Source organism: Aliivibrio sp. S2TY2 (assembly GCF_028765525.1).
Taxonomy (GTDB): Bacteria; Pseudomonadota; Gammaproteobacteria; order Enterobacterales; family Vibrionaceae; genus Aliivibrio; species Aliivibrio finisterrensis_A.
Genome location: NZ_JARACS010000003.1, coordinates 364,670 through 380,606, shown reverse-complemented (window position 1 = coordinate 380,606; position 15,937 = coordinate 364,670). Strand labels below are relative to the sequence as shown.

General features: G+C 39.3%; 13 protein-coding genes. 5 read left to right on the top strand and 8 right to left on the bottom strand.

The window, feature by feature from the left end; translation table 11 throughout:
- Positions 1 to 45: 45 nt before the first annotated feature.
- The 5 genes from oppF to PVK63_RS08080 all read right to left on the bottom strand — a co-directional run bounded on the left by oppF (position 46) and on the right by PVK63_RS08080 (position 5,663).
- The gene (gene oppF / locus PVK63_RS08100; RefSeq protein WP_130047445.1) at positions 46 to 1,041 is read right to left on the bottom strand and encodes a murein tripeptide/oligopeptide ABC transporter ATP binding protein OppF; all 996 of its coding nucleotides are present in this window, start codon (positions 1,039 to 1,041) and stop codon (positions 46 to 48) included.
- Positions 1,041 to 2,006: an ABC transporter ATP-binding protein gene (locus PVK63_RS08095; protein WP_130047444.1), complete on the bottom strand. Its 966-nt coding sequence runs from the start codon at positions 2,004 to 2,006 to the stop codon at positions 1,041 to 1,043. The genes oppF and PVK63_RS08095 overlap by 1 nt, the downstream gene beginning before the upstream one ends.
- A gap of 50 nt (positions 2,007 to 2,056) precedes the next feature.
- A complete protein-coding gene (gene oppC, locus PVK63_RS08090) occupies positions 2,057 to 2,959 on the bottom strand; it encodes an oligopeptide ABC transporter permease OppC (protein WP_130047443.1) in 903 nt (300 codons plus the stop codon).
- Between the two features lie 14 nt (positions 2,960 to 2,973).
- A complete protein-coding gene (gene oppB, locus PVK63_RS08085) occupies positions 2,974 to 3,894 on the bottom strand; it encodes an oligopeptide ABC transporter permease OppB (RefSeq protein WP_130060003.1) in 921 nt (306 codons plus the stop codon).
- A 104-nt stretch (positions 3,895 to 3,998) separates the two neighbouring features.
- Positions 3,999 to 5,663 (bottom strand): ABC transporter substrate-binding protein, encoded by a 1,665-nt coding sequence (locus tag PVK63_RS08080; RefSeq protein WP_130047441.1) that lies wholly within the window; start codon positions 5,661 to 5,663, stop codon positions 3,999 to 4,001.
- Positions 5,664 to 6,282: 619 nt separating this feature from the next.
- Here PVK63_RS08080 and PVK63_RS08075 point away from each other — a divergent pair.
- On the top strand, positions 6,283 to 8,820 hold the full coding sequence (locus tag PVK63_RS08075; RefSeq protein WP_130086159.1) for a glycosyl hydrolase family 18 protein: 2,538 nt from the start codon (positions 6,283 to 6,285) through the stop codon (positions 8,818 to 8,820).
- 95 nt (positions 8,821 to 8,915) lie between these two features.
- Here the strand turns inward: PVK63_RS08075 and PVK63_RS08070 are convergent, their stop codons facing one another.
- Positions 8,916 to 9,494 (bottom strand): thymidine kinase, encoded by a 579-nt coding sequence (locus tag PVK63_RS08070; protein ID WP_122033096.1) that lies wholly within the window; start codon positions 9,492 to 9,494, stop codon positions 8,916 to 8,918.
- A gap of 89 nt (positions 9,495 to 9,583) precedes the next feature.
- On the bottom strand, positions 9,584 to 10,972 hold the full coding sequence (gene cysS / locus PVK63_RS08065; RefSeq protein WP_130047439.1) for a cysteine--tRNA ligase: 1,389 nt from the start codon (positions 10,970 to 10,972) through the stop codon (positions 9,584 to 9,586).
- A 148-nt stretch (positions 10,973 to 11,120) separates the two neighbouring features.
- Here cysS and PVK63_RS08060 point away from each other — a divergent pair, with 148 nt between their 5' ends.
- From PVK63_RS08060 to PVK63_RS08045, 4 genes are all read left to right on the top strand, one after another.
- Positions 11,121 to 11,618 (top strand): peptidylprolyl isomerase, encoded by a 498-nt coding sequence (locus tag PVK63_RS08060; RefSeq protein WP_130047438.1) that lies wholly within the window; start codon positions 11,121 to 11,123, stop codon positions 11,616 to 11,618.
- A gap of 66 nt (positions 11,619 to 11,684) precedes the next feature.
- On the top strand, positions 11,685 to 12,410 hold the full coding sequence (gene lpxH / locus PVK63_RS08055) for a UDP-2,3-diacylglucosamine diphosphatase (RefSeq protein ID WP_130086158.1): 726 nt from the start codon (positions 11,685 to 11,687) through the stop codon (positions 12,408 to 12,410).
- A 114-nt stretch (positions 12,411 to 12,524) separates the two neighbouring features.
- Positions 12,525 to 13,727, top strand: coding sequence for an EAL and HDOD domain-containing protein (locus tag PVK63_RS08050; RefSeq protein WP_130086157.1), 1,203 nt, complete (start codon positions 12,525 to 12,527; stop codon positions 13,725 to 13,727).
- Positions 13,711 to 14,142: a YchJ family protein gene (locus tag PVK63_RS08045; RefSeq protein WP_242511036.1), complete on the top strand. Its 432-nt coding sequence runs from the start codon at positions 13,711 to 13,713 to the stop codon at positions 14,140 to 14,142. The genes PVK63_RS08050 and PVK63_RS08045 overlap by 17 nt, the downstream gene beginning before the upstream one ends.
- A 347-nt stretch (positions 14,143 to 14,489) precedes the next feature.
- Here the strand turns inward: PVK63_RS08045 and PVK63_RS08040 are convergent, their stop codons facing one another.
- A complete protein-coding gene (locus PVK63_RS08040) occupies positions 14,490 to 15,920 on the bottom strand; it encodes a sodium-dependent transporter (protein ID WP_165367179.1) in 1,431 nt (476 codons plus the stop codon).
- Between the last annotated feature and the right edge of the window lie 17 nt (positions 15,921 to 15,937).

Genomic DNA, 15,937 nt, shown 5'->3' with positions numbered 1-15,937 from the left:
CTGAAATTGCCATCATAATTCATCGAATTATGATGGCTTTTTACATTAGATATCGGTTACCGCTAAACAAGAAACGGCGTGTACATCTGTTCCTTTTAGCTCTGGTTTAGTCTGTGCACATATATCTGTAGCTTGAGGGCAACGAGTACGGAATACACAACCAGATGGTGGATTAATAGGTGAAGGTAAATCCCCTTCTAGCATCTCAATCACTTTTGCTCTCTCAAGCTTTGGATCTGGAATTGGAACCGCTGACATCAGCGCTTTAGTGTATGGGTGCTTAGGGTCACTAAACAACGCATCAGACTCGCCAAGCTCAACCTCATTGCCCAAATACATAACCAATACGCGATCTGAGATATGCTTAACGACAGATAAATCGTGGGCAATAAAGACTAAACTTAAGCCAAGCTCTTTTTGCAACTCTTTAAGTAAGTTTACTACCTGTGCTTGAATCGATACATCTAGAGCAGATACAGGCTCATCACAGATGATCATTTTAGGCTTTAGAATTAGTGCACGAGCAATACCGATACGCTGACACTGACCACCAGAGAATTCATGAGGGTAACGGTTGATTACGTTTGGTAATAACCCCACCTTTGCCATCATCTCTTTTACTCTATCTTTCACTTCATCTTTTGTCAGTTTTGGATAGAAAGTCTGTAGTGGCTCAGCAATGATATCGCCTACCGTCATACGTGGGTTAAGAGATGCCAATGGATCTTGAAAGATCATTTGGATCTCTTTACGTTTTTGACGCAAAGGCTCGTCATCTAATTTAGTTAAATCTTCACCCAGCCAAACTACTTCGCCTTCTGTTGCTTCTACCAAACCGATAATTGCACGAGCAAATGTTGATTTACCACAGCCGGACTCACCTACGACACCCAGTGTTTCGCCTTCATATAAGCGAACATTTACACCATCTACTGCTTTTAAGTTCGCAGGTTTAGCCCATGGCCATACTGATTTTGATGCAATGCTAAAGTGAACTTTTAGATTCTTTACATCTAAGATTAAATTTTTATCTGCTGACATTACCACGTCTCCTGATCAGAAAAACAAGCACGTAATCTATCTTGACCAAACGGCAATAAGATCGGAGCTTCTTGCTTACAACGGCTCATTACTCGATGGCAGCGCTCTTGATAAGGGCAACCCGTAGGTAAACGAAGTAAGTTAGGTGGATTACCAGGAATCGTTGGTAAAATCTCACCTTCTTGATCTAAACGCGGAATCGCTTTTAATAGACCTTCTGCATATGGGTGACTTGGTTCATAAAATATTTCATTTACTGTGCCGTATTCCATTGTACGACCAGCGTACATTACAAGCACTTTGTCACATGACCCTGCAACCACACCCAAATCGTGGGTAATCATAATAATTGCCGTATTAAATTCACTCTTCAGCTCATTCAATAATTCCATGATTTGTGCTTGTACAGTTACATCAAGAGCGGTTGTTGGCTCATCTGCAATAAGTAACTTAGGACGACATAATAACGCCATTGCTATCATCACACGCTGACGCATACCACCTGAGAATTCATGTGGGTACATAGTAATACGCTTACGAGCTTCTGGAATTTTAACCGCTTCTAGCATTCGGACAGATTCTTCAAACGCTTCTGCTTTACCCATGCCTTTATGTAGCATTAATACTTCCATTAGCTGGTCGCTAACTTTCATGTATGGATTAAGCGATGTCATTGGATCTTGGAAAATCATCGCCATCTGTTCAGCACGAATACTGTTTAGCTCTTTTTCAGGAAGGTTAAGAATTTCTTTGCCTTCAAACTTTGCACTACCCGTAATAATACCGTTTTTAGCTAATAGGCCCATTAGTGCAAATACTGTCTGTGACTTACCAGAGCCAGATTCACCAACAATGCCTAATGTCTCACCTTGTTGAAGTGAGAAGTTTAAATCGTTTACTGCGGTTACGTTACCATCTTGAGTTGTAAACTCTACACGCAGATCTTTTACATCTAATAAACTCATAATTCTTTCCTGCTCAAATTTGTTTAATAATTAACTGTCCACACAGAGAGTTATCTGTCTTTTGGATCCAGCGCATCACGTAAACCATCACCCACATAGTTAAAGCAGAATAAGGTAACGACCATAAATAAAGCGGGGAAAGTTAACTGCCAAATTGCCACTTCCATTGTTTGAGAGCCCTCTTGAAGCAAGGCACCCCAACTTGTCATCGGCTCTTGAACACCTAGACCTAGGAAAGATAGGAAAGATTCAGTTAGGATCATACTTGGAATAAGCAATGTTGAATAAACAGCAACAATACCTAATACGTTTGGTACGATATGGCGAGTGATGATGCCCCACTTACTCACACCACACACGTGTGCAGCTTCGATAAACTCTTTGCTACGTAAACTCAGTGTCTGACCTCGAACGATACGAGCCATATCTAGCCAAGCAATCGCACCGATAGCAACAAAGATAAGTACGATATTACGACCAAAGAATGTCACTAATACGATGACTAGGAACATAAATGGAACCGCGTATAAAATCTCAATGAAACGCATCATAACTCGGTCAACTTTACCGCCAACAAACCCTGATGTTGCGCCATAAAGAGTCCCGATAAGTACCGCAACTAACGCACCTAAGATACCAACCATCAATGAGATGCGGCCACCAACTAAAGTACGAACAAACAAATCACGACCTAAGCTATCGGTGCCAAATAAATGCTCTGCACTTGGAGCAGCATGCAGCGCATACCAATCGGTATCATCATATGCATATTGACTGAACATCGGCAGAAAAATAACCGCTAACGTCATTAAAGTAAGAATAAAAAGACTGATCATCGCCGCTTTATTTCGCATAAAACGCAGACGAGCATCTTGCCATAAACTTCGACCTTCAATCTCAAGATTTTCTGAGAACTTTTCGATCGCTTCTAAATTTTCTTTTTTAGTTAACATACGTCCGTTCCCTATTAATAACGAATTTTCGGGTCAATTATTGCTAGTAACACATCAACAATGGCGTTGAATAAAATGAATAGGAAACCAATTAAGATGGTCACCCCCATTACTAACGAATAATCACGGTTAAAGGCTGCGTTTACGAATAACTTACCAATGCCTGGTAGACCAAAAATAGTTTCGATAACGACTGAGCCAGTAATAATACCTACAAACGCAGGACCCATATAAGAAACAACAGGCAGCATTGCTGGTTTTAACGCATGTTTTAGAACGATATAGCGGTAGCTTAATCCCTTTGCTCGAGCTGTACGGATAAAGTTACTGTTAAGAGTTTCAATCATGCTACCGCGGGTAATACGAGCGAAAGTTGCAACGTAAAGAAATGACATACCCAAGATTGGTAAGAACATGTATTTGAATGAACCATCATGCCAGCCACCTGCAGGGAACCAACCAAGTTCAATTGAGAATAAATAAATAAGGGCTGGTGCCAACACAAAGGATGGCATTACCACCCCGACCATGGCGGTGGACATGATACTGTAATCGAGCCAGGTATTTTGCCTTAATGCTGCTAAGGTACCAATAGATACACCAAGTACAACGGTAAAGATAAAGGCAAAGAAACCCACTTTTGCAGATACAGGTAACGCCGCTTCAACCAACTCATTAACTGTGTAATCTTGGTATTTAAATGATGGTCCAAAATCACCTTGCAGAATGTTTCCAAGATACGTTGTGTATTGTTCAAAGACAGGCTTATCTAAACCATACTTTGCATTGATGTTCGCCATTACTTCAGGCGGAAGTGGGCGCTCTGTAGAAAATGGATTACCCGGTGCGAATCTCATTAAGAAAAATGAGATAGTGATCAAAACCAACATAGTTGGGATTGCTTCAAGGATCCGTTTGATAATGAATTGAAACATAATTCACTCTTCCAGTCTGTGACAAAAATAAAATAGAGGTAGATCTAGTCACTACACGCTATCCTGCGTGCAGTGACTTTTTTTATAGTTTTATTTGCTAATGATTAATTAGCTTTGATGTATAGATCTTTTGAGTAGATTTTTTCTTCCGCATTTTCTGCTGGGAAGCCGCCTACTTGTGGAGACAATAGACGAGAACGAACATACTGATAGATAGGTGCGATTGGCATGTCTTCTGCTAAAAGCTGTTCAGCTTGTAGATAGATAGCAGTGCGCTCTTCTTCAGATGTTGATTTTAGTGCTTTGTCAATTAATGCATCATACTCAGCGCTTAGGTAGTGTTTACCACCTGTTGTGTTCTTACTTACCATTAAAGTTAAGAAAGAAGACGCTTCATTATAATCACCACACCAACCGGCACGGGCAACTTCAAATTGACCTTGATCTTTTGAGTCTAGGTACGTTTTCCATTCTTGGTTTTCTAGTGAAACTTCTAGACCAAGCGTCTTCTTCCACATAGAACCAGCGGCAACTGCGATTTTTTTATGGTTTTCAGATGTGTTGTATAGAAGGGTAAACTTAAGTGGATTCTCAGGACCGAAGCCAGCTTCTGCTAGTAAACGTTTCGCTTCAGCATTACGCTCTTCTTGAGTCATCTTACCGTAAGCAGGAAGCTCAGGATTAAAGCCCGCTGTGATTTCAGGTGTTAAGAAGTAAGCCGGTTTTTGACCTTGACCTAAGATAGCACCTGACACGATATCACGGTCGATAGCGTAAGAGATTGCTTTACGAACACGTACATCATCAAATGGTTTCTTTTGAGTATTGAACGAGTAGTAATAAGTACACAGGCTGCCTTCAACAGATACAGACTCTGGTTCTTCTTTTTGAAGACGCTTAAAGTGCTCTGTTGGAAGCGTAGAAGTGAAGCTGATTTCACCAGATAAGAAACGGTTCATTTCAGCTACTGGGTTTTCGATTGGTAAGAACGTTACTTTATCAAGTTTTGTATCTTTATTATCCCAGTACTGTTCGTTACGAACTAGCTCTAAGCGCTCGTTTACAACCCAGTTTTTAACAACAAATGCACCATTACCAACAAAGTTACCTGGTTTAGTCCACTTATCGCCAAATTCTTCAACTGTTGCTTGATGCACAGGCTTCACTGTTGTGTGGCCCATCATCATTACAAAATATGGTACTGCTGTATCAAGTTGAATCTCTAGTGTATTAGCATCAATCGCTTTAACACCTAATTCACTCTTATCTTTTTTACCAGCAATGATGTCTTTTGCATTTACCATCTTAGTATATTCCATATACCAAGAGTATGGAGATGCTGTAGCAGGATCAACAGCACGTTGGAAACTGTATACAAAATCATCTGCTGTTACAGGATCGCCATTTGACCATTTAGCATCTTTACGTAAATGGAAAACAAAATTTTTGTTATCTGTCGTTTCCCAGCTTTCAGCCACACCTGGGATCGTATTACCGTCAGCATCTTGATTTACAAGACCTTCCAGCAGATCACGGATTACGTGGGATTCGGGAACACCTTGCGATTTATGAGGATCAAGCGTTGCGACTTCAGTACCGTTACCACGAGTCAGTTCTTGAACGTCAGCGTAAACAACTTCTGTTGATACTGGTTTTTCAGCAGGTTTTGTTTCTTTCACTGGTTGCTCTGCAGGTTTATCTCCACAGCCAGCTAGTGTTAGTGACAGGCCACCAAGCAAGATTGCTTGTGTAATTTTATTCTTATACATGCATTAACTCCAATACATTCTATTTTGCATCCATGACATACTTCGGGCAGAACGACTTGCCAATCATTTATCATCTAAAAAACGTTAAATGCGTCTTAAAAAAGATAAATCCATCGAAGATTCGAGGGCAACATTATCAATCATTGAAGGAATTTGCCACATTTTTGTCACAAAACACCTGATAATTTTTAAAAACATCACAATTAACAGCATAAATGACCAACTTTTAAACTTATTGCGGATTGAATATATAGAAAACTATAAAAATATAGAATCCATCGCTAATCAATCTAAAAAACACTCATTATTTAGAATAAAAACCCAACAAAAATGCTACATGTCGCATTAAAAAACAATATAAATGAACACAAATTAGACAGATATTTATATTTTTAGAAGCAAAATAAGCCTAATGCATCTAATGCAATCTTTAAAAATCATAATTTAGAACCACCCTTCAAAAAAAATCATCGCTTACAAATTAACCTCTTCAATACTTTTAGGCTGCTGCCAAACAGCTACAACCAACTGGAAGTTTATAAAATATGAATAATTATAAATAGCACTGCGAATATTTTGCGGTAATCCGTTTTTGGATTCATTATCAAGGATGTTATTTATGTTAAAGAAAAAACTTGGGCTTTGTTCTGGAGCTGTCGCTCTTGCTCTATCAATGCCTACCTATGCTGCAGCACCAGGCCAAGCGATTATCTCTTGGATGGAAACCGATTTTGCCATTATTGAAGTTGATCAAGCCGCAACATCATATAAAAATCTTGTCACAGTAAAAGACTTTGCTGAAGTCCCTGTTACTTGGGATCGTTGGTCTGGTGAATCTGCAGAAAAATGGCGCGTGTTATTAAATGGCGTTGTTGTTCATGAAGAAGTGATTTCTCCTACTGCTTCACAAAAAGCCTCTACGGTTCTACAAGTTCGTCAAGGTGGCCAATACGAAATGACGGTAGAACTTTGTAATGGTTCAGGTGCAACAGAAGAATGTAGCACCAGTGCAGCCAAAGCAATTGTTGTTGCCGATACTGATGGTAGCCATTTAGACCCGCTACCAATGAATGTCGATCCTGCCAATGGAAATTACACCACACCTGATGGAATGGTTTCTGGAGCTTATTTTGTTGAATGGGGTGTTTATGGTCGTAAATTTGCCGTTGACCAAATTCCAGCACAGAATCTAACGCATATTCTTTATGGGTTTGTTCCTATCTGTGGCCCTAACCCTTCTTTAGGTGAAATTGAAAATGGTAATAGTCTAGCAGCATTAAACCGCGCTTGTGCTGGGACGCCTGATTATGAAGTCGTTATTCATGACCCATGGGCTGCAGTTCAAATGCCACAACCTCAATCTGGCCATTCTTTTAGTACGCCTTATAAAGGGACTTATGGTCAAATGATGGCACTGAAACAACGCTATCCAGATCTTAAAATTGTTCCATCAATCGGCGGTTGGACTTTATCAGACCCTTTCTACGACTTTGTTGATAAATCCAAGCGAGATATTTTTGTCGCGTCAGTTAAACAGTTCCTTAAAACATGGAAGTTTTATGATGGTGTAGATATTGATTGGGAATTCCCTGGTGGTGACGGTGCAAGTGCAACCGGTGGTGACCCTGTTAATGACGGCCCTGCTTATGTTGCTTTAATGCAAGAACTAAGAGCAATGCTTGATGAATTAAGTGCCGAAACAGGAAAAACCTATGAGTTAACTTCAGCAATCGGTGCTGGTTATGACAAAATTGAAGATGTTGACTATGCTGCTGCATCGCAATATATGGATTACATTTTTGCAATGACATACGATTTCTTCGGCGGTTGGAATAATGTTGTTGGTCACCAAACAGCACTAAACTGTGGAACACATATGTCTCAAGGCGAATGTGATGGTACAGGTCTTGATGATAAAGGCGAACCTCGTAAAGGACCTGCTTATACAATCACTAATGCGATTGACTTATTACTTGCTCAAGGTGTTGATGCTAAGAAGCTGGTTGTAGGTGCTGCTATGTATGCACGTGGTTGGACTGGTGTTACACGTGATAGCATGACCGATCCGACAAATCCAATGACAGGGGTTGGTAACGGTAAAGTTGCAGGCTCATGGGAAGCTGGCGTAATTGATTACAAAGATGTGGTGACTAATTACGTAAATAAAGCAGGCGTTGAAGTGGGTTATGATGATATTGCTCAAGCCGCTTACGCTTATGATCCAAGCAATGGTGACTTAATCACTTATGATAATAAACAATCTGTACTCGCTAAAGGTGAATACGTTCGTTCACTTGGCTTAGGTGGTTTATTTGCATGGGAAATCGATGCAGATAATGGTGACATTCTAAATGCGATGCAAGAAGGTCTTGCTGGCGACGGAACGGTTACGCCTCCTGCAAACAAAAAACCTATAGCTAAAGCCGGCGTAGATCTTTCAGTGACTGCACCTGCATCTGTACAACTTGATGGTTCATTATCATCTGACAGTGACGGTTCTATCGTTTCTTATGCATGGACACAAACTTCTGGACCAAAAGTGACATTAACTGGGGCAGATTCAGTTAACCCAAGCTTTGCTACTGATACCTTTGCTCAATCTGAAACACTTCAGTTCACGTTAACCGTTACAGATGATAAAGGTGCAGCGGCATCTGATTCAGTAGCAGTCTCAGTAACAGTTGAAGGTACAGGACCGGTAAATACCGCGCCTGTAGCTGTTATCGTTGCTCCAACATCGGTAAACAAAGGCGATGTTGTTACTCTTGACGCATCAACATCAACTGACGCAGACAATGATCCATTAACCTATTCATGGGTAATCCCTACTGGTATTGATGCTACTGTTGTTGGTTCTCAAGTAACCTTTACAGCAGGCTCTTATACTGTAGATACGCCTTTCACCTTCTCTGTAACAGTTAATGATGGTCAAGCATCAGATACTTCAAATGTTACCGTGACTGTTCTGAAAGATGCTGGTGACCCACCATTAACTTGTGACAACGCATGGGATGCTTCAGCCGTTTATACTGGTGGTGATCAAGTATCACAAGCAGGTAAAGTATGGGAAGCGAAATGGTGGACAAAAGGTGATGAACCATCAAAATCTGGTGAGTGGGGAGTATGGAAAGAAGTCGGTATTTCTACTTGTAACTAACCTTCGACATTAACCTTATAAATAATAAAAAGACCAAGTTCATTCATCTGAGCTTGGTCTTTCTTTTCAAAACAATAGAATTACTTAAGTAAACTTTACTTACCTAGCGCTTCTTTATAATGCAAACGGCAAACTGATACATACAATTCATTACCACCAATAGCAACCTGATCGCCATCAGCAATAGCAACCCCATGCTCATCAGTACGAATAACCATATTCGCTTTACGCCCACAATGGCAAATCGTTTTTAACTCGACTAATTTATCTGCCCAAGACAATAAGTATTTACTGCCTTCAAACAACTCACCTAAAAAGTCCGTTCTTAAACCATAACACAATGCTGGAATATCTAATTTATCAACCACTTCAGTCAATTGATAAACCTGCTCTTTCGTTAAGAATTGGCATTCATCGATTAAGACACAATGAAGCTTCTCTTTTTCATGAAGCGTTTTAATTGCTTCAAATAAATTCATATCAGTATTAAATAAATGCGCATCAGCATCTAGACCAATACGAGAGCTTACTTTACCCACACCGTAACGGTCATCAATCGCTGCGGTAAAAATAGCAGGATTCATACCTCGTTCTTGATAATTAAAAGACGATTGAAGAAGTGTCGTTGATTTACCCGCATTCATTGCTGAGTAATAAAAGTACATTTGAGCCACAAATGTGTCCTCTATTAAAGTTTAAAAATTTATAAAATTGGCAATAAAAAAGGCTGGAAAACCAGCCCCTTTAATAAAATTAGTTAAGATTACTTACGACGCCATGTCGTCCCTTCAGGGCCATCTTCAAGTACAATATTTAGTGCAGCAATTGCATCACGAGCCGCATCAGCAGCTGCCCAATCTTTTGCGGCACGAGCGTCATTACGTGCTTTAATTAACGCTTCAATTTCAGCGACTTCATCATCACTGCCATTATTACCTTGTAAGAAAGCTTCTGGCTCTTGTGATAACAAACCTAACACATCAGCAAGTTCGCGCATTAACGCACCCAATTTAGAAGCGGCTTCTACATTTTCAGTCTTCAGGCGGTTTACTTCACGAGCCATTTCGAATAATACCGAATAAGCTTCAGGCGTATTAAAGTCATCATTCATTGCCGTAGAAAAACGGGTAACAAACTCTTCGCCACCAGCAGGAGTTACCGTTAAATCAAGACCACGTAATGACGTATATAAACGCTCTAATGACGCACGAGCTTGGTTCAAGTTATCTTCACTGTAGTTTAATTGGCTACGGTAGTGACCAGACATTAAGAAATAACGAACCGTCTCTGAATCGTAGTGTGCTAACACATCACGGATAGTAAAGAAGTTACCTAATGATTTAGACATCTTCTCACGATCAACCATAACCATGCCACTGTGCATCCATGTATTTACATACTTAGAGTCATGAGCACAGCATGATTGCGCAATTTCATTTTCGTGGTGTGGGAACATTAAATCAGATCCACCACCATGAATATCAAAATGATTACCCAGAATAGAAGAGTTCATCGCTGAACATTCAATATGCCAGCCAGGACGACCAGGTCCCCAAGGTGATTCCCATGTAGGTTCACCCGGCTTAGACATTTTCCATAAAACGAAATCCATACCACTGCGTTTAACGCTTGCTTCTTCAATGGTTACACGAGAGCCCGCTTGAAGCTGTTCAAGATCTTGGCGAGAAAGGCGACCATATTCATCGTATTTTTTCACTTCAAACATTACATCACCATTTGATGCAACATAAGCAAAGCCGCGTTCAATTAGACGATCAACCAATTCAATAATTTCTGAAATGTATTCAGTCGCTCTTGGTTCAACATCTGGACGTTTCATATTTAACGCATCAAAATCAGCGTGCATATCGGCAATTAAACGCTCAGTAAGTGCATCACATGTTTCACCATTCTCAGCAGCACGCTTAATGATCTTGTCATCAATATCGGTAATATTACGCACAAAAGTAAGGTCGTAACCTAAGAAACGTAAATAACGAGAAATCACATCAAAAGAGACAAACGTACGGCCGTGACCAATGTGGCACAAGTCGTAAATGGTAACCCCACACACATACATACCGACTTTACCTTCGGTAATTGGTTTAAATTCTTCTTTTTGACGTGTAATTGAGTTATATATTTTCAACATGCTCTTTTTTTACTCATTATTTGTTTAAAGGATATATAAAGGCTATTAAACCTATATTAAGTAATGATAGCAAGAAAATTCCCTGTAGATCCTCGTTAATCTTAGGTAAAATCAAATTCTATTTAAATACAATTACAAAGGTAATTTCATGATCATCCTTCACACATCATTTGGTGACATCACAGTTAAGCTTCATGAAGATAAAGCACCTGCAACTTGTGCTAACTTCCTACAATACTGTCAAGATGGTTTTTACGACAATACACTTTTCCACCGTGTAATTGATGGCTTTATGGTTCAAGGCGGCGGCATGACTTCTGGTCTTGAAGAGAAAACAGGTCGTGCTACGATCAAAAATGAAGCAAATAATGGCCTAAGCAATAAAGTAGGTACATTAGCAATGGCTCGTACTATGGAACCGCATTCAGCAAGTTCTCAATTCTTCATCAACGTAAACGACAATAAATTCCTAGATTTTAAATCTGAGTCTATGGATGGTTGGGGTTACTGTGTATTCGCTGAAGTAGTTGAAGGCATGGACGTAGTAAACAAGATCAAAGGTGTTGCTACTGGTAACTACGGTTACGTACACCAAGATGTTCCAGTTGAAGAAGTATTCATTACTGGTACTACAATTACAGAATAATTCTGTTTATGCTGGCTCTTATTCCTTAAGGGCTAGCATCTTCATCACTCCAACAAAAAGCATTCTATGACTATTTTATTTATTTCTGATCTTCACCTCTCGCCTCTTCGCCCTGATATTACTGATTGTTTTTTAGACTTTATGAATACAGAGGCTATCCATGCAGAGAAACTGTATGTGTTAGGTGATTTGTTTGAGTTTTGGATCGGTGATGATGATAACTCTCCCTTTAATGTAGTAATTAAAGAAGCATTTAAAGCATTAACCCAACATGGTGTTAAGTGTTACTTCATTCAGGGTAATCGTGACTTTTTATTAAATAAACGCTTTTGTAAAGAAACTGGAGTTCAACTCCTAGCCGATCACACGGTGATTAATATCAATAACGAAAAAGTACTTATCATGCACGGTGATACTTTATGTATTGATGATATCAAATATCAAGAGTTCCGCGCTAAAGTCCATCAGCCATGGTTACAATGGGTATTTAACCGTATTCCTCTGTTTATTCGCCAGCGTATTGTGAAAAATGTGCAAGATAAAATCAAAGAAAAGAAACAGCACAAAAAACTCACGATTATGGACGTTACTCAAAGTGAAGTAGAAAGAGTAATGCGACAAGAAGGCGTTAAAAGGCTGATCCACGGGCATACACATCGTCCCAATGTGCATACTTTTAATCACAACTCAGAAGAGATGACGCGTATTGTGCTTGGTGATTGGTACACTCAAGGATCTATTCTTGAATTTAAGAACAATAAATATACACTTCAGAATAAAAGTTTTAAATAAATCACATTAATTACCGCTCCTTATCTATCCAATAAGGAGATTTATAGTCTTTTTACCGTAAAAAGACTATGATGAAACAAGTTTCGATCCAACACGCTGTAGAGAATAGTTGTTATGTACTCATATGTTGCTCGTCAACCGATCCTAGACTTGAAAAAAAATACGATTGGTTATGAATTATTGTTCCGTGATGGTCCAAAAAACACCTTTCCTGCAGTTGAAGCAGAAGCAGCAACGAGCCGATTACTGTCAGACCACTTTCTAAGCTCTCAGTGTAATGCAACAAATAACAAACTTGGATTTGTAAATTTTCCTCACCAAAGCTTAATTAATTTGGTACCTACTCTATTCAGCGCCAATAATTTAGTGGTTGAAATCCTCGAAGATTGCATTCCAAATCAAGAGCTACTAGATGCCATTAAAACATTATCTGAACGTGGCTATAAACTCGCTCTAGATGATTTTGAGCCAAACCCACTATGGACGCCTTTTTTGCCTTACATCGATATCATCAAGTTTGATATTCGAGCAATCCCTATTTTAAAAGCAAAATTATTTATCCGTCATTGTGAAAAATATAACATCACATTTTTAGCGGAAAAAGTAGAAACTTACGAAGAATTCGAACAAGCAAAAGCAGCAGGTTTTACTTATTTTCAAGGCTATTTTTTTAGTAAACCTGAAATGTTGCAACAGCGAGCGATTCAACCAAATCAATTGTCAATAATGCAGCTATATAAAGAAATCTCAGCACCTATTGTTGACTTTAATGCCGTTGAAAAATACTTAGTTCAAGATGTCTCATTATCTTATAAATTACTGCGTTTTGTTAATGCCTCTTCAGTCATTGATAAACCAATCACCTCTTTTAAGCAGGCTCTTGTCTATTTAGGTGAAACTAAGTTACGTCAATTTATCTCTTTAGTTGCCGTTGCTCATGCCACGCAACATAAACCGCAATCACTGTACACATTGTCGATTCATAGAGCGAAATTGTGTGAGCTGATCGTAACCAAAACAAACATTAAACTTGAACCAAGCCAAGCATTCTTAGTCGGCTTATTTTCATTATTAGAGCCATTATTAGACCAACCTTTAAATAGCTTAATTCAGCACTTACCTATTTCGACAGAGATAAAACTCGCTCTTACTGAACGTAAAGGGGCACTTGGTATGCTCATTTTAGCCATTGAAAGTTATGAGAAAGCGAATTGGAGCGTCGTTTCAAAATGCTGTGCCACCTTGAAGATTACTGAAGAAGAATTTACAAACTGCTACAAAGAATCTGCCGAATGGGTAGATGACATGGAAAATTAAAGAGCAAATATTATCAATGTCTAAATCGAATCATTGCCCGTGTGGTACTAAAAAAAATTATTCAGTGTGCTGTGAGCCTATTCACAACAACCATGCTTTAGCAATAACACCAGAGCTATTGATGCGTTCACGCTACAGTGCTCATGTAAAGAAACTTACTCAATATATTATTGATACTTATCACCCAACTTGTAACGCCGAAGAGTTTAGAGAAGGTATTGAAGATTCAATCCAACTCGATTGGCGCAAGTTAAAAGTAATCTCTGCACACCTATCTGACCAAATTGATAATGAAGGTTTTGTTTCATTTAAAGCAACCTATTCAGAAGATGGTCAACTGCATCAATTGAAAGAACACTCTCGTTTTTTAAAGGAAGGTGGAAAGTGGTATTACATTGATGGTGACGTTGAATAACCTAATTGAACATGCATAGTAAAATTAAAGCCTGATTATTTATCAGGCTTTTTTATGTTTGTATAAATAAAGTAAGAGTTACAATCATCTACTACTGATTAATATCCCTATATTTAGTTAGGTATAAAAAAACGAGAACCATCAGGCTCTCGTTTCTATTTATTTCTTTATACCATTCTGGATAAGTCGTTGTTCAGATAATTGCGTAGGAAAAATCGATTAGAGCAAGGCATAAATTGCAGTAACTAGTGGATCTAATTACAAAATTTATAACGCAGATATAATCGATTTTAACAAGCAAGAATGATCACATACTTATGTAGATTGGTATTACTGGTTATTTCAGATTAAAACTTCTTCGAGATTAACGCTGAGCCAGCAATAATAGCTACACCTAGCAGCATGATAGGGCCTTTACCACTATCAAAACCAGATGAAATACCCATGAATGCAACGATTGCGATTGCAACAGGGATAACGTACTTAACTAAAGCGTACCATAAGCCGAACAGTGGGAACTTCACTTCGCCGCCGTTTGTCACTTCATTTTCTAAATCTTCACGCGTCAATCTCCAACCGGCAAAGATACATACCAACATACCGCCAACCGCTAAGAAGATCTTATCTGTAAGAAGATCGAAGATATCGAACGCACCAGTATCAAACAATGTTGGTCCAACACCGCCTAAAGATAGTGAAGCAAAGATACATAGAATTGCCATCACTGAACTTGCTGTAATAACCGCTTTAACTCGTGATAAGCCTTTCTCATCAATTAAGTAAGAAACTACAACTTCTAGTAGTGAAACAGAAGATGTTAATGCAGCTACACTTAAACCAATGAAGAACATCAGAGCAAGTAGAAGGCCAATAACGCCACCCATTTCAGCAAACAGCTGAGGTACAACTACAAATACAAGACCAGGGCCTGCTGTTGGGGCCATACCAAACGCAAACATTGCAGGGAACATTGCTACACCAGCAAGGATCGCCACACCCGTATCCATTGCTGTAACCATTGCTGTTGTTTGAACTAGGTTTTCTTTCTTCTTCAGATAAGAGCCATATGTCATCATACAACCCATACCAAGAGATAATGAGAAGAATGCTTGACCAAGCGCAGCAAGAATAACGTTACTATCAATTTTAGAAAAGTCAGGACTGAACAAGAATTCAAGACCCGCCATCGCTCCTGGAAGCATGAGTCCCTTAACAGAAACAATAATCAGGATAATGAAAAGTAACGGCATTAATACCTTACCCGCTTTTTCAATACCGCCTGAAATACCCTTCATTACGATAACGATGTTTAGAAGTAAATATGCGCCCATCCACATTAACGGTTGAACCGGATCAGAAATGAATCCACCGAAACTATCTCCAATCGCCTCAGGAGCATCTAAAAGACCTGTCCCTACTTTACCGATATAAGCAATTGCCCAACCACCAACAACTGGGTAAAAGCCCATGATCAACAGACCACTCACGACACCAATCACACCAGCGAACGTCCAACGACGATCCGTCGACTTAAATGCACCAACTGCCGATTTTTGAGTACGACGGCCGATAGCAAACTCGGTTAGCATTACGCTAAAACCAATAAAAATCACAAAGAATAGATAAATAGCAACAAATGCACCACCACCATTCTCACCCGCTGTATATGGAAATTTCCAAATATTACCTAGACCAACAGCAGAACCTGCTGCAGCCATTACAAATCCTAATTTTGAACCCCAGGTATCACGGGGCTTAGTGGTATTACTCATAGCCACAAATTCTCCAAATATTC

Excerpts from the sequence above, each read along its gene's own strand:
- PVK63_RS08060 (WP_130047438.1), top strand. The coding sequence starts at position 11,121 with ATGATCATCCTTCACACATCATTTGGTGACATCACAGTTAAGCTTCAT.
- oppF (WP_130047445.1), bottom strand. The coding sequence starts at position 1,041 with ATGTCAGCAGATAAAAATTTAATCTTAGATGTAAAGAATCTAAAAGTT.
- PVK63_RS08075 (WP_130086159.1), top strand. The coding sequence starts at position 6,283 with ATGTTAAAGAAAAAACTTGGGCTTTGTTCTGGAGCTGTCGCTCTTGCT.
- PVK63_RS08050 (WP_130086157.1), top strand. The coding sequence starts at position 12,525 with ATGTACTCATATGTTGCTCGTCAACCGATCCTAGACTTGAAAAAAAAT.
- PVK63_RS08080 (WP_130047441.1), bottom strand. The coding sequence starts at position 5,663 with ATGTATAAGAATAAAATTACACAAGCAATCTTGCTTGGTGGCCTGTCA.
- oppB (WP_130060003.1), bottom strand. The coding sequence starts at position 3,894 with ATGTTTCAATTCATTATCAAACGGATCCTTGAAGCAATCCCAACTATG.
- PVK63_RS08095 (WP_130047444.1), bottom strand. The coding sequence starts at position 2,006 with ATGAGTTTATTAGATGTAAAAGATCTGCGTGTAGAGTTTACAACTCAA.
- cysS (WP_130047439.1), bottom strand. The coding sequence starts at position 10,972 with ATGTTGAAAATATATAACTCAATTACACGTCAAAAAGAAGAATTTAAA.
- lpxH (WP_130086158.1), top strand. The coding sequence starts at position 11,685 with ATGACTATTTTATTTATTTCTGATCTTCACCTCTCGCCTCTTCGCCCT.
- oppC (WP_130047443.1), bottom strand. The coding sequence starts at position 2,959 with ATGTTAACTAAAAAAGAAAATTTAGAAGCGATCGAAAAGTTCTCAGAA.
- PVK63_RS08045 (WP_242511036.1), top strand. The coding sequence starts at position 13,711 with ATGACATGGAAAATTAAAGAGCAAATATTATCAATGTCTAAATCGAAT.